The following is an 18,881-nucleotide window of genomic DNA, read 5'->3' on the forward strand; positions in this document are numbered from 1 at the left end:
GATTATCTTCTACATCCGCAACACAAAGAATATGACATATAACAAATAACCTCTATTAGCAAAACATACTGATTTACTTCCTTTTTACAGGATGCAAAAATAACCCATAAGAACGAGAAAAACATCTAACAACATGATTAAAAAAAAAGATTTAGACGATTGTTTTATTAATTTGGATTATAATTCCATATTACCCTAGATGCACTTGCTCCGTACCTTCTCCACTCACAGGTACCCCTAAGCGAAGAAACTACGGCCTTGGTACGGAGCAAGTGCATCCCGGGTACAATGCGGATAAACCATCATACACCAGAAAAAGCAAATTTACCAACTACGCAAAACAACGCAAATTAACGCAAAAATCACATGGATAGGATTGATAAGAATCTTTTTCCATATATTTGCGAAATCAGAAAAACAAGTAACTTAAAAACACGATAACATGGGAATTATCAATCAAGGCATTCTCGGAGGGTTCTCTGGCAAAGTGGGACCGATAGTCGGTTTCCGTTGGAAATCAAATTACTACATACGTGCACGTGCCGCCAAAGTCAGCAATCCACGTACACCTAAACAACAAGAGCAACGGGGCAAGTTTGCCACAGCATTCAACTTCCTGAAAACAATAAAACCATTTATACGCATAGGTTATAAAGAGTTTACGCAGGATAAATCCGCGTTCAATGCCGCCATGTCCTACACCCTGAAAAGAGCCGTGACGGGCAGTGGAAAAGATATTACGATTGACTTCAACCGGGCACTGGTCTCTATGGGAACCCTGATGCCCGTATTCGAAGGTACAGCCACGCAGGATAGAAGTAAAATGACCTTCAACTGGCACGATAATAGCGGCACAGGAAATGCAGAAGACACAGACATAGCCATGCTACTGGTGTACAACAAAGATAAGGAAACAGCCGTCTACAATGCCGAAGCCACCTTGCGCTCCGACAAGCACGCAGAACTGGCACTTCCGGATAATTGGCAGGATGACGAACTGGTAGCCTACCTCTGCTTTCGCAGTGCCGACGGAAGCTGTGTAGCCAACAGCGTCTGTCTGCCGGTCTCCGTAATTCTCGCATCGGAAGACGAGGTAGAAATGGAAATGAACCCCATCTCCCACTACTCAAATCTCAACCTCTCAACTCCCTGCATACAAGGAGTTAACTCCCTGTCGACAAGAAGTCAACTCCTTGCTGACAGGAAGTTAACTTCTTGTAAGGCACTGAATGTCAGTTACCATATATTGCAATAAAAAAGGGAAACCAACGAATCGGCCTCCCTTTTTTATCTCGAAATTAGAGATTAACAGATTACTTGTTAACTCTTTTTTCTTTAATTCTTGCTTTCTTACCGGTAAGAGCACGCAGGTAGTACAATTTAGCGCGACGAACCTTACCTACCTTGTTCACCTCAATGCTATCGATAGCCGGTGACTCAATCGGGAAAATACGTTCTACACCTACAGTACCGGACATCTTGCGTACAGTGAAACGCTTCTTTTCTCCGTGACCGGCAATCTTGATAACAACACCACGGTACAACTGTACACGTTCTTTGTTACCTTCGACAATACGATATGCTACTGTAACAGTGTCACCTGCTTTGAAGCTCGGGTGTTGTTTACCGGTAGCAAATGCTTCTTCTGCAATTTTAATTAAATCCATTGTTATTATTCTTAAAATGTTTGATCGTTACAACGCAACATACCAGGCTTCTCTCTATGTCCTGACAGCGATTGCGCGAAAGCGGTGCAAAGTAACGAATTATTCGGCAGATACACAAACAATTCGCTCATTTTTTGCTTAGCGGCGGTCGCCTGAGGAACGGCTGGAACTGCCGGAGCTACTGCTTCTTGTAGAAGAAGAACCACTGCTGCGAGTACTGCTTCCTGAGGAACTCCGCACACTGGAAGAGCTGTTCTCTTTGCGCTCCGTGCTCGGTTTGGTAGTGGTAGTGCTGCGACGGGAAGAACTGTTATTGTTATTACGTGAACTACTACTGCTGCCGCGTGAACTGTTATTGCCGTTAGTGGTAGCATTCGTATTCGTACTTTCGCGGCGGGTGGTACCTGTAGTACCGGATCGGTTAGTGCTCGAACTACTGCGACGGGTGGTGTATACATCATCCCTTGCCGGCGCACGGTTGGAGCCTGGGCGTACGGTTACAGAGCCAAAATCTGAACGGCGGTGCGTAGTGTAGGATTTATGGTCGCGGATGCGGTAAGAGCCATTATAGTACGGTTGTTTGTAGCGTCCACGGTAATAGCTTACATTATTATAGTGTGTGCGATAGTGTCCACCCACATACGTGCGGTAGTGATAGGGACGGGGGAAGTAGAAATGGTTATGATTGGTATACGTGACGTAAACACGGAAGTACCAACGGCTTCCACTGGTATAGATGGGCCGGTAGAAGTACTCAGCCTGTATGAAACGCCCATACTGCCCACTGTTCAATACCCAGCGGAGATCGTCATTGCGTACATCCAGATAGTCGTAGTAACGATTGAGCGCCCATTCTTCGCCGCGCAACACATCATCCATCACATAGCGTACACCGGAGATGAAGTCATAATTGATTTCGTATACATCATTGTATTGCTCGGTGCTCAGGTTCAGCTCGTAAGCCATTTTATCAGTGAGGAAACGGGTTTCCTTACGTACTTTGCTATTACTCATAGCGTCCGTGCCAGCGCTGCAAACAGCAGTACTCAAGGTGGCAAGCAGGATAAATAATATTCGTTTCATGATAGCGTTTTTTTACTTAGTTGATGAATATCTATTCTTTGTTGGAAACAAAAATAGGGGAAGATTATCCCCTATCCGCTTGTTTCTCTCTATTCTTATATAGGGATTTCCCTAATCTATTTAGGAATTCAGGGGCTTTGCCAACATGATTCCATCTTCTTGCAAGAGGATGAGATGTCTTTTATAAAGATCACCCACCCCTTTCTTGAAGGTCTTCTTGCTGACCCCGAAGGTAGAGTAGATTTCATCTGCCGGACTTTTATCATTCAGATAAATCCGTCCGCCGTTATCCTTTATATATTGCAGCAGGACTTTGGAGAAGTCGTCCACTTTCTCGAATCCCGGTTTCTGAAGCACCAGGTCAATCTTACCATCCTCGCGCACTTGCTTGATGAAAGCTTTCAGCCTATCACCCGTGCGGAGCGACTGGAATATTTCACTATCGTAGAGCAAACCGCTATACTTATTCTCAATGATAGCCTTGAAGCCCAAATCCGTCTTCTGCCAGATAAGGATGTTCACTTCATCTCCCGCCTCATAGGGGGCTGTCTCTTTAGAAAGATAGCGGTCCACTTTGGCAGAAGCCACAATGCGGTAGCTTTCATCATCCAGATGGGCATAAATGACGTACTTATTCCCCACTTGCATCTTCATCTTCTGTTCACGGAAGGGGACGAAGAGGTCTTTCATCAACCCCCAGTTCAGGAATGCGCCGTACTCGTTCACCCATGCCACTTCCAGACAGGCGAACTCGCCCACCTGTACCAGCGGCGTCAATGTGGTGGCAACCAGACGCTCCTCGCTATCCAGATAGATGAATACGTTCAGTTCATCTCCCGGTTGGCAACCTTCGGGCACATAGCGCAGAGGAAGCAGGATTTCTCCATCCTCACCCCCATCCAGATACATGCCGAACTCCACTTCTTTGACTACCTTTAAGGTATTGAATCTTCCTAATTCGATGCTCATAACTTCTTTCGTTTGGGACAAAGATAATGCAAACCGAAGGCAGTACAAAATAAGCTTGCTTATTTTTAATGCTAAGGTGCAGCTTATCTTCGCTTTTGAGCAAAGATAATGCAAACCGAAAGCAGTACAAAATAAGCTTGCTTATTTTTAACGCAGACATGCAGCTTATCCTCGCTTTTAAGCAAAGATTAGTATAAGGAATAACTTTTCAATCTAACCCATAACTTTTTTCTATGAACAAATCTCCTGGAAAACAGTTATTTTTGTAGTGGGAAATCAAAAACAAGAAAATACTATTCACCTTTAAATAGATAAAAGTTATGGAATTTCTAACAAACGAAAAGCTTACGATTGTAGGAGCAGCCGGAATGATCGGCTCAAACATGGCACAAACTGCCATCATGATGCATCTGACCCCCAACATCTGTCTGTACGACCCTTACGGTCCGGGACTGGAAGGTGTGGCCGAAGAAATGTTCCACTGCGGTTTTGAGGGATTGAACCTCACTTACACTTCTGATATCAAAGAAGCGTTGACCGGTGCCAAGTACATCGTGTCTTCTGGCGGTGCCGCCCGCAAAGCCGGCATGACGCGTGAAGACCTGCTGAAAGGTAATGCTGCCATTGCCGAAGAATTCGGTAAGAACGTAAAGGCTTACTGCCCGGACGTGAAACATGTGGTCGTTATTTTCAACCCTGCCGACATCACCGGACTGATTACTTTGCTGTATGCCGGACTGAAACCTTCACAGGTGACCACACTCGCCGCTCTCGACAGCACCCGCCTGCGCAGCGAACTTGCCAAACACTTCCACATCTCTCCTGATAAAGTAGAAAACTGCCGTACGTATGGTGGACATGGAGAGCAGATGGCAGTTTATGCCTCTACTGCAAAAGTGGACGGCAAACCGTTGTTGGAAATCATCGGCACACCTGCCCTGACTGCCGAGCAATGGGCTGAAATCCAGACCAAGGTAACCAAAGGTGGTGCGAACATCATCAACCTTCGCGGACGTTCTTCTTTCCAAAGCCCGGCTTATGTTTCTATCGAAATGATTGCTGCCGCTATGGGAGGTAAACCTTTCCGCTGGCCTGCCGGCACATATGTGCACAGTCATGGTTTCGACCACATCATGATGGCTATGGAAACGGAAATCAATAAAGACGGCGTGCACTACAAAGAACTGAAAGGTACTCCGGAAGAAGAAGCTAAACTAAAAGAAAGCTATGCCCACCTCTGCAAGTTGCGCGACGAAGTGATTGAAATGGGAGTGCTCCCTGCCATCAAAGACTGGAAGAGCATCAACCCGAACATTGACTAAATCCATATAAACGGGGTATCCCCCCACAACTCCTAACCAGAGATTCCCTCTTGCGTCAGCAGAAACCGAATGCAAGAGGGATTTTTCTTTTATTTTTTCAGGAATCCTTTGGCTGTATAAAAAAAACTATTTATCTTTGCACCCGCAAACGGAGAAGGTGCCATAGCTCAGTTGGTAGAGCAAAGGACTGAAAATCCTTGTGTCCCCGGTTCGATTCCTGGTGGCACCACTTTCCCCCTCCGTCGGCAAGTATCGGAATGTAGCGCAGTTGGTAGCGCACTACGTTCGGGACGTAGGGGTCGGGCGTTCGAGTCGCCTCATTCCGACACAAAAAGGGTCTGATTCTCAAAAGGAGTTAGACCTTTTTTGTTATATCGGCTTTCAATGAACAACATTTACTTAATTTCATTATAGCATGATTGACATCATACTTATCACATTGGGAGGAATATGCCTCATCATAGGACTGCTAGGATGCATTATCCCAATGATTCCCGGACCACCTGTTTCATACGCAGGCTTATTATTGCTTCACATTACGGATAAAGTGCAGTTTTCGGCATCACAATTACTGTTCTGGCTGCTTTTAGTGGTAGTTGTGCAAGTACTGGACTACTTCACTCCCATCATAGGAAGCAAATACAGTGGAGGAACTAAATGGGGCAGTTGGGGCTGCCTGATAGGATCAATCGTCGGGATTGTCTTCTTCAGTCCGTGGGGCATTATCATCGGCCCGTTCGGGGGCGCTTTCATCGGAGAACTGCTGGGAGACAGAAGTGCAAAGGATGCCCTGAAATCGGGCATCGGTGCACTAATGGGTTTCCTGATAGGAACAGTATTCAAAGTCGTGATTTGCGGATATTTTATATGGTGCTTTGTAAAGGCTATCGTTGTAGCGTAATGCTCATCAATCCGATTACCACATCATTGGAAAGCGTTTCAAGAACAAGATGTGAGAGCTTCTTATCTGGATTCAGAGGCATTTCGAGCAATACGGCAGCACCGCCATCCAACTCACGGGAAGCACCGGGAAAGCCCAATTCTTCACCGAAGTTATTACTGACTTCACCGGTCTTGAGACGCAAACGGTAGAGAGCCGGGGCATGGCGATTAAAGGCCAGACCATCTTCAAAGAAGATATGCTCAATGGGAGGCCAGTTATCCGGATTGCGCAAAGGCATAACATCGCAGGTGCCGTCTTTATAATATACACGGATAAGTCCATTGTCGATGTGGCACTGCATATGATTAGTGCTGCCCGCCATAAGCAAATAAGCACGGGAGGCTTTCCCCTTGAGTGGAACAGTCAAGCTATCAGGATAATTATCCCACAAAGAAGTGAAAGCAATGTTACGGCCCTCGGCAGGAGTGCGGAAAGGAACTCCCGGTTTAGTATTCAGTACACCTTCCCGAACGGAAGAACGCAGACCGGAATCATTGATATCTACCGTATGCAGAGGATGACACCACTCTCCTATACCTTGCTTCGGCAGTTGCAAAGTAGTATAGGGAGAACGGGGCGAAAGATACTCATTACGGAAAATATCTGTTACCGAGGAATTGAATTGCGCATCCATCACCACTGTTTCACATTTAGCGGAGTTGACATTAGTAAAGGCTTCAGACTGTGCAAGGCTATGTTTTTCTTTATTTTTCGATTTATCTACGGGATACCACCACTTCATATCCCCTTGTTGCATCGGGACGAAACCGACGGGAGCTTCGGCAGATATATCTTCTATCTGAACGACCGTAGGGGCATTGAGTTCCTCCCCGCCCCATTCAATCTTGATTTCCATCTTTTCGCCGGAAGAAGCGGGCACGACAACAGAAAGCATCGGGCGGCTTATTGAGTTCTCCACCAACTTCCAGGCAGTGGGAGTTCCGTTGACTGTCAGTTTTGCCACTTTCGAGCGCTGTGCAGGAAACTGGAGTTCCAGCGTGTGTACAGCAGGCAGACGATGGGTAATGGTATAGGAAGCATTGTGATAATCAAAATCAATATCCGGCGTGTGCAAGGATGCGGACGTCCAGTCAGACGGCAGACCGGGCTTCACCAGCAAGCGCCCGTTCATAGCATCAGGAAGAATACCATAAAGTCCCTGTATCAACACACGGGAAGCTACACCGATAGGGTCGCCGAAGTCACGATAACACTCGCCACGGGCAGCATCGTAAAAGCTGACTTGCCCGAAGTTTCCGGGGCTTTCGCCTAGATACATGCCATCCAGAATAGAACTTTTCAGCAACTTGAAACCAGCATCAGCACGACCTGCCTGAAAATAGGCAAGAGCGGTGTGCATCACTTCGGCAAAGGCGACGTTATTGATACTCCAGGAATAAGGCAACCAGTTGGTAGTGGAAATGGTGGCATAACCTTCATCTTTCAGCCCCTCACCACGAACAGGGATGTGAGGAATCTCACGATCCACATAGCTGGTGGCAAGATAAGCCTGGAAGGGATCGGCAACGTCACTATCAAGAGCATGGTAGATGGTCCAGACTCCCGGACTGGTGTGCAGGCGCTTATGTCCCATGAAATCCTGGAACTCAGCCCAATGTCCCCGTTCAGGCATCCAAAGGCGGGCATTCAGGGCATTCAGTATTTTATCAGCCTCTGCACGGTAAGGCGTGGCATCTTCTCCAATCTTTTCAGCAATCATGGCTGCAAGACGGTTGGCACGATAATTATAAGCTGAGGAGTGAGTGACCGCACCACTGTTATAATAAAGAGCATCACTCGCCCAGATACAGGCATAAGCATCGTAAAGGCCATCATTATCAGGGTCATAATTGAGCTTTTCCCATGCGAGGTGACGCGTGAGAACAGGCCACATACGGCGGGCATAATCCAGGTCACCAGTCCAGTTGAAGTGCCACAACAGTTCGTCGATATAACAAAGATTCATGTCATAATGATGCATCTGATCATTGCGACGGGGATTGCGGCAAATGTAACCATTACTATATTGGGGCGTTCCCCACTTTTTCACGGAACGGGCTAACGCAAGCGCAGAATCCTGGGCGGGATGCGGGATCGTGTTCGGCACATCAGTTACCTGACTGGCGGCATAAGCATCGAAGTGCGTACGGGCACGGTCGTGCCATCCGAGAACATCGCCGGTATAAGCTGCACGCCAACCGCTGAGAGGCATGCGCCAGCCAATGGCACCGTGCAACCAGACTTCACCATCCCAAATGCCATCGGCAGCTACGGCAAGCGCGCCGCCAAGAGTGTTGAAGAACGGATCGGGAGTGGTTATCCGGATGCGTGAAGCGAGTTCGGCACGGGCCTGTTCAGACTTATCGTAAAGGGCAGCGCCTTCTTCCAGTGAGGGAATCACTAAGGAATAATCACGAACAAGAATATATAAAGGAGCATTGAGTGCCACATCTACCGTCTGTAAATGTTCAGGATGCTCAGGCGCATCGAAGCAACCTGGAGGATCGGCTCCCATATCGCCGTTACGGCTTAGTTTAGGAAGGCGAATCTCACATAGCGAAGAACGCAATACTGCACCTTCGGGGATGTTGACAGGGGTAACCTTCCAGATAGCGGCATCTTCATCGGACAGGGCGAGAGCCGAGATTTGCAGTTCAGCATTCACTCCCCAAGTGGGATGTGTCAGGCGATAGGAACGTCGGCCGGGAGTATAACGGGATTCGCACCAGGCGGTTTCTTCCAATGGGGTGACCGAACCATCCGGCAGTTGGAGACGGAAACTGATGTTCTTACTGTTACGCTTATCATAAACAGCAAAAACAGGACGGTCGCTCGTTTCCAAACGAAAGGCGGTATGGCTACCATAAAGGGCACGGGTATATCGGTTCTGACCATTGATGCGGACAAAGTCTTCACCATCGGGATGATATTGGAGAGTGCGGGCAGAGCCGCGCTTATGGTCGTTGAAGGAGGTAGATTCAATACGGTCTCCTGCGCCTTGGGGTTTATTGCCAGTGGTATACTGCGCACAGGCAAAAGCGGGCAGTAAGGAAAACAGGGTATAGAGAAAAGAACGTTTCATAGTGATTAGTGTTTAGTGATTAGTGATAAGTATTTAGTGATTAGGGGTTAGTGATTAGCAGGCTGCTTATATATTACAAAGACGTATATGCCGCAAGGAATACTTATCACTAATCACTAACCCCTAATCACTAATCACCTTCTTTTATGGCATTGGCTTCAATCCTTCCCAACGAACATCCCACGTACCATCTTGCGGGAAGCCCGGATTCTTCACCTGGCAACCATCCCAGCCGGCACACATCAGTGCTACGGCAGTCAGCAAACCACCATTACCCGGCAGATAGCAACGTAAGCGACCATCCTGATAATTATGTCCGTTCAGCAGATAAGTATTCGTACGCTTATCCATCAACAAGGCACCAACTGCTTTTTCCGGTTCACCCAGACGGGTGGCATTCATGGCAGTCATTGGATAATCCCATCCCCAGGTTTTGCCCCAGTTCCAGTTGTCCCATACCCAGTGCAGGGTATTCTTCATATAATCGTCACGGATAAGTTTATTCATCGGCAAAATACCGACAGAACCCAACACGGCCATGTGGTCGCTGGTGAAGCGAATATCTTTATAAGTATCCACAGCGTCTTCGGAAGCCAGATAAAGATGGTCTTCATTATAAGCAAGCGGAGACAGTTTATCTATCAGCTCATCCCATTCCAGATTACGCTTTTCTCCGGCACGCTCACGCCACTGCTGCGCTGTCTGCATGGCATAGTGCCAGTAAGAAAGCTCGAAAGGTGAGTTGATGGTAGTGGCTGCACGCAGCGTTTCCTGTGCCGGGATGGCACCTTTCAGAATGAAGCGACCGTGGAATTCATCATAAGTGGCAAAGGCATACATGAACTCGGCAGTCTCCTGCACCAAGCGGTTGTACTTCTTAATAACTTCGTCCGAAGGATTGGCACGGTAAACAAGCTCTGCCAGATAGATGAAATGCGGTTGTTGCCAGATAAGGAAAGAACCTACATTGGAGGGGGCTTCCGTACCGCTGGGATCAGTCATCTTCATCCAGCGCACACCGGGGAAGCCTTGACGGCGGGCAATTTCACGAGCCACAGGTTCAACGGTTTCATACCAGCCCAAAGTGCGGTCCAGCAGATTTTCATGTCCCCAAAGTGCCTGCCAGGACTGATGCCACCAGATCATTTCGAGGTGGAACTTACCAAACCAGGAGTTATAAGTCAGACCGGTTTCCTGCGGAGGCACACTGCCTGCCGACTGGATAGCGAGGAGATATTGCGAAAGCAACACACGGCGTTCCAGTTCTTTGGCACGCGGATCAGTGCAATGGGAGAAATCGACAGCAGCGCCATTTTTCCAAAAATCCGTCCAGTAGGCAGCACTGGCGGCAGAGGTTTCAGTGAAAGCGGGCAATGCCATGTCGGTAGCAGGTTCTGCATCGGTAAAGAGGCAGGAGAATGCCAGCATATCTTCTTCGGGAGTCAGCACAAAGTAGTTCTTCGACTTCTCAGCCAGTGCTGCTTTGCCTTCCCAGCGGAGGGTTACGTAGTAAGTTGTTTCATCGAGCACACGTTTCAGCACAGCGCTTTGGGCATCCTGACGAACAATAACCGTGGAATGTTTATCATTGGCATCCCAGTTGCAGGCATCATCCGCATGTCCGCCTGTGGGATAAGGGAAACGCAGATTTACACCGCCATGTGCACGACTGGTGACGCAAGCGGAAATCATATCCTTATTGGGATGGCAGACGGTTTGCACGTCGTAGGCATTACCATTCAATGTAAAGTGACTGGTAATTTCACCTTTCCACATGTTCAGCGTTTGTCGGATGTCTGTAATATCGGAAGCTTTCACCTCCTCGCCCAGTTCCAGACCGACAGTGCCCAGATGTAAGCGATGAGGATTCACACGAAACCAATCGGAAGCCTCTTTCTGGCGCCCCGGCTCCTTGAACTGGCAGGCGTAGAGTTCCTCGTGTCCACGGCCAAAGTCGAAGGCTTTCAACGTCTCTTCGTGCTTATAATTCTTCGGATTGGCAAAACTATGCCAACCCCATTGGCTTTGTGTGCCCAGGGGTACACCTTTACTATACATAGTCGGGAATGTCTGCAAACCGGTAGCATCTACCGTGAACGCAAACTCACCGTTGCCGACACTGAGCGAAGCCAGCGAATCAAATTCAGATACTTGAGGATTATTACGGGCCACCAGTGCTTCACGGTCTATCGGAGTTTGCTTCTCCGAACCACAAGCCGTAAGCAGCAAAGCAGCAAAAAGGGAATAAAATACTTTCTTCATGGTATTCTTTATAACAGATAGTTAGATTAATAGCTGGGACAAAAATAGCGGTTCCCGGCTAACCGCATTCTGCATGGTTTGGCAGAAATGATAAGGTAAATGATAATAATAGTCATTTATCTACTTGTTCTTCACAAGGCTATTGAGATAGACTTCGATATTCGTATAGTCTTTATCCAAAGTATAAGCCGACGCATCCGAAGAATCATCCGGATTCAGTCCATGGCGACGTTCCCAGGCATCCGGCATGCCATCCCCATCACTGTCGAGCGACGCTTTGACAACTTTCAGTGTAGGCCACCCGCCTACGTCTTCCTGCGAATTGATAATGCCGTTTACACCGAATGTGCCTATTCCTTTCTTCATCTGCCGCAGTACTTCCTTGTCGTAAGCATCGCGGCGGAAACTGCATCCGACGGATTTCAGCACCCGACGGTAAGCCACCTCAGGTTCATCTTCCGGGATTGCTTCATAAGGGAACGGTTGCCCAACCAAACACGTTTCTGCCTCCTCTCCCCTTTCCGGGCGTGCTTCGGGCGATATGCCGGAGTCAGGTCCGGCACTCTTCTGGTGAAGCACATAAGGCTTTCCGGCACAATCGCGCACTCCGAGGCGGTTGTCACGGGTGACGTCTTTATCACCTGCCATTACATTGCCCTGCACATAGTAGCGTCCTGTGCCATCTTCCGCCACATCGAGCAAACGATGATGCTGGGATGCCGGCCCCGGCTTATAATAGTTCTTCACCATATTGATTTCTCCATGATGTCCGCCACCATAGGCTGCCTTGAAGCCCCAGTTGTAGACCACGTTATTGCGATAGTCCACCCATTTAGTCCCGTCCACGGACGAGAAGCGGGGGTTGCGGCTGGCATGGTTGGCCAGAAGATTATGGTGGAAGGTAGCTTTATAGCCGCCCCAGATACCGCCAAAGCCATGGCTACCTTTGGTATGTACGGATGTATTCAGGCTATGGGCCACAAGACACCATTGCACGGTCAGGTTTTCTGTTTTATAGATAGAGAGGCATTCGTCGATGCTCCAACTGACAGAGAGATGGTCGAGGATAACATGCTTCTGTCCATAGCGTCCGCCGCCCAGACCATCGCTATCCAACTGATGACGGTCGCCCACACGCACACGCAGGTATCGGATGATGACTTGGCTGGCATCAACGATGAGCGGATAGTCTTTCAGGCAAATCCCTTGCCCCGGAGCGGACTGTCCGGCAATGGTGATGCTGTCGTTCTTGATGCGCAGGTGGGATTTCAGTTCGATGGTACCGTCTACAGCAAAGGTAACGATGCGGGCTCCTGTGGCTTCGACGGCTTCGCGAAGACTGCCCGGTCCGTCGTCGTTCAGGTTCGTTACGACGAAAACATGACCGCCACGACCGCCCTGCGTGTACTTGCCATATCCCTCGGCCCCGGGAAAGGCGACGGTTTGTGCTTGTACATGTGACAGTGCCACCAGCAACATGCTGGTGGCAAAAAGGAAGTTTTTCATACGATTATAGTATTTATTTATCGGTTGTCGGATTTATTTGTTCATCTGAAATCAAACATCAGGTTGAGGCGCAACCCTTCGTCCCCTTGCTTGATACGGATGATTCCCGGCTGGCTCTGCGGTCCGTGCTGGCTGATGGGCTTGAAGCAACGGATACCGGGAATATCGAGCAGGAAGGAGATGTCTCCGGCGGGGAAGTCGGGCATGGTGTTGATGCCGTCCTGGCGTCCGTGCGGTTCTTCGGGCGTGAAGACTCTCATAAATATTCCGTCGCTCGCCGCATAAACGGTGAACGGGGCTGTAGGACTTTGCAGGGTTGCCCAGTAAAGATTGGCATGGTGTCCCTTGAACTCAGGATAAACCAGGCGGTCCTTACTTTCTCCGGTGATAGTGTTGTTATAGTCTTTCTGCCAGACGCCATAGTTTGCACCGGGGATGCGGTTCTTCCATACACGGTAAGGACCACGCCCCATCCAACGCATACCGGAACATTCCGCTTCGGGATAGGAGAAGGTGAAACCAAGGTTCAGGACTTCCGTATCAGTGAAAGCATCATCAAAGCCACCGCCGCCGGAAGCACGGTTCAGGAGCACGGCATCCATAGAGAGAAGACCGTCGGGGGTGAGACGCCAGACGATGGAGTCGGCAGCACCACGATAGCGGGCACAGAGGATGGCAGCGCCTTCTTCGGTACGGGCGGAAAGTGTGTTCAGCACCATCTTCATACCTACAGCAACAGGGCCGTCTTTCAGAGGGATAAGCTGTCCGTCGGCATTCCTCGTAATGGATGAAATGGTTGCATCACTCTTCCGGAAAGAAACGGTGACAGCAGGAGAATGCAAGATGATTAATGTATCATTTTCCGATATGGAAGAAGCGGATGTTTGCAAGGCATTATTCGCTTTCCCCAATAGCGCAGCCTTTTCGCGTTGCAGATAGTCTTTAGCATAATGTATCGGGAAAGTACGGGTACAGATGCTTTCACCATTCGCACCGTAGGCTTCAAGTTCCAAAATATCACCGTCAAAGAGACCGGAGGATGCCATACGTGCAAATCCTGTTTCTCCGGGAGATAATGCCGGCAACTGTACCATTCCGCTATCTACCACCTGGCGCCATGCTTGTGCACCTCCATCGGCTACGGGGATGACCTCTCCTTCATTGGTGCCATGCAGCGGCGAAGCACAACGGAGCACCCGCCAGCGCATCGAGCAGTCTTTCAGGTTCGTGAATAAGTATCTGTTCGATACCCGGAACTCTCCCCGGAAGGAAGGTGTAATCATCAACGGTTCCACATATATCGGCGACCATACTTCACGGACGGAATAGTAGCTGCCTTCCTTTTCCCGGAAGGGACCGAGAATACCGTCCGGCGCATTGTAGTCTTCACTATCCAGTTCTCCGTTGCGGTCGGCACGACGCACGGCCTCATCGCTGTATGCCCACATGAAACCACCGGCAAAGAGGGGATGCGCCGTATAGCGTGCCCAGAAATCTTCAAGTCCGGCACCATGTCCCTGGTCGTACTGACCGTGCATGAACTCGGCTGGCATGAAAACCTTATAGCCGTTCGTGAAACGTCCTACACCTGTCAGGTAGGCGGGATAATGGTGAGTGTCCAGTTCATCGAAATCAGCCCAGGGATGAATTACGTGGCGACGTTGCGGGTCGTAAGTGCGGAAAAGGCTATCAAGTTCGACGTTCCATCCGCCTTCATTGCCATTGCTCCAGAGCACGATGCACGGATGATTGACGTCGCGTGTCAGCATTTCGCGGACAAGATTTGTCCCGGTCGGAGTATCGTAAGCATTCTGCCAGCCTGCCAGTTCGTCAATGTAGAGCAGCCCCAGAGAGTCGCAGGCATCGAGGAAGTGTGTATCGGGTGGATAATGGGAACGCACCGCGTTCATGTTCATTTCTTTGATGAGCTTCACGTCCTGTATGCTGAGTTCCTTATTCGTGGTTCGTCCGCCATCGGGGTGGAAGGAGTGGCGGTTGATGCCCTTCATGACAAGCTTCGTACCATTCAGATAGAGCCCGTCGCGAGGGCGGAAGTCGATGGTGCGGAAACCGATGCGGGTGGTCATAGAATGAATGGTGCGGGTTCCTTCTTTATCCATCAGGGAGACGGTAAGGTTATAAAGATTGGGAGTCTCCGGTGTCCAGGGACGAATGCCGTCCCAACTGGCAGTCAGGGTTTGCATCGGTGCATCCTTCACTACCCGCACGGGGGTGGTATCCCCTACACGTGAAAAAGAAGTGGTTTCTATAGCGAGGGGTGTAAGTTCCGCCATCAGGCTTTCTTCGCCGGTAACACCTTGCAGATAGACTTCTGCCTTGACAGTTCCATCTTCTGAGGTCGCCACCGCCAGACGCTCGATGTGCACGGCAGGTTTAGCCTCCAGCCACACCGGGCGATAAATGCCACCGAACAACCACCAGTCCGCTTTGCGTTCGGCAGCATTCACCGAGCGGTTGTCGGAGTGCTTCTTGACGTGCACTTCTATCTGATTGGAACTACCGTATTTCAGCAAATCCGTGATGTCGTAGGAAAAACGGTAGAATCCACCACGATGTACTTCGCCGGCCGATTGTCCATTGACAAACACTTCCGTATCCGTCATTACGCCGTCAAACCACAGGCGGACATTCTGCCCCTGCCAGTCTCGCGGAACACGGAAGGAGCGCTTGTAGGTTCCTTCTTCCATACTGGGATTCTTCACACCCGGCTTCTTATACCAACGACCGTAGGTATATTCACCAAAGCCTTGCAGTTCCCATTGCGAGGGGACTTCTATTTTACTCCAACGCCCGCTACCCCGTCCTTCGGAGACGCGGAACTGCCACGTCACCGTGTTGCCCAGCCCGGTGCCGGAAAGATATTGACGTTCTGTTTGCTGTGCCTGCACGCCCAGGGCTGCAAGCAAAATAAGAATGGTTCCAAGAAAGTGCTTTCTACTCATAGTATTCGCCTTTATTATTCGAGTTTACAAAGAAAGACATTCCCCGGCAAACTATAAATGAACAGAATGATTTTCTGCCTGTACAAAATGACAGGAAGCGTATTTGAAGGCAGCAAACACATAAAGGAAAAGAAAAGAATCAAATGATAATTTAGCGCAGTTCAAGGCTGAAAGCCTTAAGCTGCGCAATAGCCACTAGTTCTATTCTACAGTTATGAATAAGCCTCTCCTACAGACTTAGCAAATCTAAGTATAGGACTGAGTACTTTTCAGTCGCGGACTGAGAGGTCAAAACATCCCCATCTTATATTTGAAAACACCCGGATGTTTTGGGGTAAAACATCCGGGTGTTATAGGGTAAAACATCCCCATGTTTTGGAGCAAAACATCCGGGTGTTTTCGGTATTCAGTCCCGGAGTGTGGTATGCTCAGTCCTAAGATGCAACGCGCTCGGTACTAAGGTGTGATGCATTCACTCCCGTTGCACGCTTCCGTTTCACCTTCTTACGTATCCACAGATAATAGCCGGTCAGAGGCAAGCTTGCACCTATCAGAGCTGCAATGAAGGCCAATATACGTGTCAGCATGCCACCCCAGCTACCTACATGCACGGAATAAATCCAGCCACGAATCTTGCCGGAGTTCTCCAAATCACTGTATAGGGTAGTCTCGGTTATCTCACCGTTACGGGGATTAAACTTATAGCGGTCCGTTGCACGCTGATTGCCGAAACGGTCTGTGGCAACACTGGCGGAACCGTCGGATACGCTGATTTGCCGGTAGTCGGGGTTTGCCTGAGCCAACTGTTCGTACACGCGTTCCCAGTTTGCATAAGGCGAATGTCGATGTCCGCCACGGCCTTCGGGTCTGCCCCCTCTGCCTTTTCTGCTTTCTGACTTGCCGTCATGGGTTTCAGCACCGTCTTCCCTACCCTCCGGTTTGCCGCTCCTGGCAGTAGCATTGGCGGCAGCATTACCATGCCCCATGCTGGGCTGCACTTCTACTCCAAACACTTTATAGAATCCAGTTCTATACCATTGAAAAGACCACGTCAGTCCTGTAAGCGACATTGCCAGAAGGAAGATGAGCGTATACATTCCGCCAGCCACATGCAGGTCGTACCAGAAACGGCGCCAGCCTTTGTTAGCTACTATCTTCAGACTATTCTTCAGTGCCTTGCGTGTACGCGGCCACCAGATGACAATTCCCGAAATCAGCACGAACACGAGCATCAACGTACTGGTTCCCACAATAATCTTGCCCCAGAAGATGCCTCCGTCAGGCTTCATCGAATCCAGCATCCAGCGGTGCATCCTAAACATGACGTTAAAGAACGGTGCACGCTCATACTTCCCCGTAACCTCACCCGTGTACTGGTCGACATACATAGACGCACGGCGGGGTTTGGAAAGCGTGACCTGATAGGCCCTTTCGGGATCAGATGATATGTTGACGCCCGTCACCGATATGCTATCCGGCAAGGTGGCAGCCACCCGGGTCATCAACTGATCCATGGGCAGAGGTGCAGCTTCAACCTTCTTCACAAAGTAGAGGTCGCGATGACATAACTCCATTACTTCCTTCTCGAAGACCAACGCAGCACCCGAAAAACAGATCAGCGTGATGAGCAGTCCGAAAGGAATGGAAAGCCACAAATGTATGTTACGGAATATCTTTCTCATCGAGGACTCAATCTGCCAACACCACTAACCTGAGTTGCTTCTATAGTAAGTCCCTTAGTAGCAACCGCACTTGCCGGATCAATCTTATAGATGGCAGGATTGCCATCGGTAGTTGTCACTGTCATGTAAACAACGCCACTCTCAGCATAAGGCGCATTTCCGAAACCGGAAATCAACTCAGCAGAAGGCAGACCGGTTACGTAGGTCAGTTTCTTGCTGTCTGCTTTGAAGATGGCCAATTGATTAGCAACGAAATCTTCTTCAGTCAAAGGACGGTCGTACATCAGCATCAGGAAGTAGTCGCCCGTGATGTGCCAGCAACGAAGGAAAGATTTTCCGCCCGACTGTGCTTCCAGGTCGCAATAGTAATCATCAAAGTCCTGCGTTCCGCTGGGGATGCGCACTACGCCTGCCGGCAAAGTAGTCTGCTGGCGCGGATCGTCCATCGTTTTAGCATAACTTGGAGAGAATACATAAATATCGCCATTGTCTGCCGCCCAGATGGTCTGATAGTATTGAGACTTATTACGTCCGCAGGCATAGCTGATTTTATCTGTCTTGATGAGCGTCTTTGCTGTGAACTTCTCATTATCAAAGATAGCTACCCAACATTCATTAGGATACTGCGTCCATTGCAGCTCACCTTTTTTGTAGCTACTACTGTTAGAACCACCGTCTTCGGTCTTGACCAAATCTTCATTGCCCGGCAGTATCCATTTGCCGTTATCGGCTTTAGAACCATACTGGCTCAGCCCCATCGGAACAGCTGCGCTGTAAATCTTGTTGTTGTGCTCCAGGATACCCGCCAGCGTCACAAACTCACCATTACCCAGGAAGTTCTCGGACAAGTATGCTTTTTCTTGAGTATCATTGGTCGTATATGTTTCGGCAGGTACATCCAGATAAGAGAACAAGAAGGTTTTCGGCAGATAACCGTTCTCGTCTGCATATCCGGTATAGCCGTCACCGGTAGAAGCTGTAATGATGTATTTATCAAAGATGCCATAAGTAGTAAATCGCTTCACGGCATATTCGCCCGAACGCGCCACTACATCATAGTTAGCGTTCATATAGAACGAACGGGTGGTACCGGCGTTTCCCTGATTATAGGTCAGCCCATACAAGTATTGGTTCTTATAGAACACCCACTGCGTTGCGCCATCGTTCACCAAACCATTGTTGATGGTAGAAACCGTTCCATTATCCAGTGTTTTGGAAGATACCAAAACGTTAGTTGTATTTCCCGAAGCTGTGACAGAGGATGCGATAACATATTCACCCTTTTCTACAGTGCCGCCACCGAGGCTCGGCTCATCATCTGTACATGCTGTCAATGCCAGTCCGGTCATTGCGGTTACAAAGAGTCCGGTCAGAAAGTAATTCTTCTTCATGTTGTTTTTAC

The 18,881-nt window shown here is 49.1% G+C and carries 12 protein-coding genes and 2 tRNA genes; 5 read left to right on the forward strand and 9 right to left on the reverse strand.

Annotation, left to right across the window (positions count from 1 at the left end; genetic code table 11):
* Positions 1–442 precede the first annotated feature (442 nt).
* A complete protein-coding gene (locus tag HMPREF9447_RS09045; protein WP_009129412.1) occupies positions 443–1,255 on the forward strand; it encodes a DUF6266 family protein in 813 nt (270 codons plus the stop codon).
* 58 nt (positions 1,256–1,313) lie between these two features.
* On the opposite strand, the gene rplS is transcribed toward HMPREF9447_RS09045, so the two are convergent.
* The 3 genes from rplS to HMPREF9447_RS09060 form a co-directional block, all read right to left on the reverse strand.
* The gene (rplS, locus tag HMPREF9447_RS09050) at positions 1,314–1,667 is read right to left on the reverse strand and encodes a 50S ribosomal protein L19 (protein WP_009129413.1); all 354 of its coding nucleotides are present in this window, start codon (positions 1,665–1,667) and stop codon (positions 1,314–1,316) included.
* A gap of 138 nt (positions 1,668–1,805) precedes the next feature.
* Positions 1,806–2,750 carry a hypothetical protein gene (locus HMPREF9447_RS09055; RefSeq protein ID WP_009129414.1) on the reverse strand — a complete coding sequence of 315 codons (945 nt, stop codon included), beginning with the start codon at positions 2,748–2,750 and terminating at the stop codon, positions 1,806–1,808.
* A 120-nt stretch (positions 2,751–2,870) separates the two neighbouring features.
* Positions 2,871–3,719 (reverse strand): CvfB family protein, encoded by an 849-nt coding sequence (locus HMPREF9447_RS09060; RefSeq protein ID WP_009129415.1) that lies wholly within the window; start codon positions 3,717–3,719, stop codon positions 2,871–2,873.
* A 320-nt stretch (positions 3,720–4,039) separates the two neighbouring features.
* Here HMPREF9447_RS09060 and HMPREF9447_RS09065 point away from each other — a divergent pair, with 320 nt between their 5' ends.
* The 4 genes from HMPREF9447_RS09065 to HMPREF9447_RS09080 all read left to right on the forward strand — a co-directional run bounded on the left by HMPREF9447_RS09065 (position 4,040) and on the right by HMPREF9447_RS09080 (position 5,942).
* Complete coding sequence (locus tag HMPREF9447_RS09065; protein WP_009129416.1) at positions 4,040–5,041, forward strand: malate dehydrogenase; 1,002 nt, start codon at positions 4,040–4,042, stop codon at positions 5,039–5,041.
* Between the two features lie 156 nt (positions 5,042–5,197).
* A tRNA-Phe gene (locus tag HMPREF9447_RS09070) sits at positions 5,198–5,270 on the forward strand.
* A gap of 24 nt (positions 5,271–5,294) precedes the next feature.
* Positions 5,295–5,367, forward strand: a tRNA-Pro gene (locus tag HMPREF9447_RS09075).
* A gap of 89 nt (positions 5,368–5,456) precedes the next feature.
* Positions 5,457–5,942, forward strand: a complete 486-nt coding sequence (locus tag HMPREF9447_RS09080; RefSeq protein WP_009129417.1) for a DUF456 domain-containing protein — start codon at positions 5,457–5,459, stop codon at positions 5,940–5,942.
* Here HMPREF9447_RS09080 and HMPREF9447_RS09085 read toward each other — a convergent pair.
* From HMPREF9447_RS09085 to HMPREF9447_RS09110, 6 genes are all read right to left on the reverse strand, one after another.
* On the reverse strand, positions 5,926–9,066 hold the full coding sequence (locus HMPREF9447_RS09085) for a DUF4450 domain-containing protein (protein ID WP_009129418.1): 3,141 nt from the start codon (positions 9,064–9,066) through the stop codon (positions 5,926–5,928). The two genes, HMPREF9447_RS09080 and HMPREF9447_RS09085, sit on opposite strands and share 17 nt — an antisense overlap.
* Positions 9,067–9,210: 144 nt before the next feature.
* Complete coding sequence (locus tag HMPREF9447_RS09090; protein ID WP_009129419.1) at positions 9,211–11,328, reverse strand: hypothetical protein; 2,118 nt, start codon at positions 11,326–11,328, stop codon at positions 9,211–9,213.
* A gap of 120 nt (positions 11,329–11,448) precedes the next feature.
* Positions 11,449–12,834 (reverse strand): hypothetical protein, encoded by a 1,386-nt coding sequence (locus HMPREF9447_RS09095; RefSeq protein ID WP_009129420.1) that lies wholly within the window; start codon positions 12,832–12,834, stop codon positions 11,449–11,451.
* Between the two features lie 41 nt (positions 12,835–12,875).
* Complete coding sequence (locus HMPREF9447_RS09100; RefSeq protein ID WP_009129421.1) at positions 12,876–15,797, reverse strand: glycoside hydrolase family 2 protein; 2,922 nt, start codon at positions 15,795–15,797, stop codon at positions 12,876–12,878.
* A gap of 434 nt (positions 15,798–16,231) precedes the next feature.
* A complete protein-coding gene (locus HMPREF9447_RS09105; protein ID WP_009129422.1) occupies positions 16,232–17,479 on the reverse strand; it encodes a PepSY-associated TM helix domain-containing protein in 1,248 nt (415 codons plus the stop codon).
* Complete coding sequence (locus HMPREF9447_RS09110) at positions 17,476–18,870, reverse strand: DUF4374 domain-containing protein (protein WP_044138104.1); 1,395 nt, start codon at positions 18,868–18,870, stop codon at positions 17,476–17,478. Before HMPREF9447_RS09110 ends, HMPREF9447_RS09105 begins: the two co-directional genes overlap by 4 nt.
* Positions 18,871–18,881: the final 11 nt, after the last annotated feature.

This window comes from Bacteroides oleiciplenus YIT 12058, from assembly GCF_000315485.1.
Classification (GTDB): Bacteria; Bacteroidota; Bacteroidia; order Bacteroidales; family Bacteroidaceae; genus Bacteroides; species Bacteroides oleiciplenus.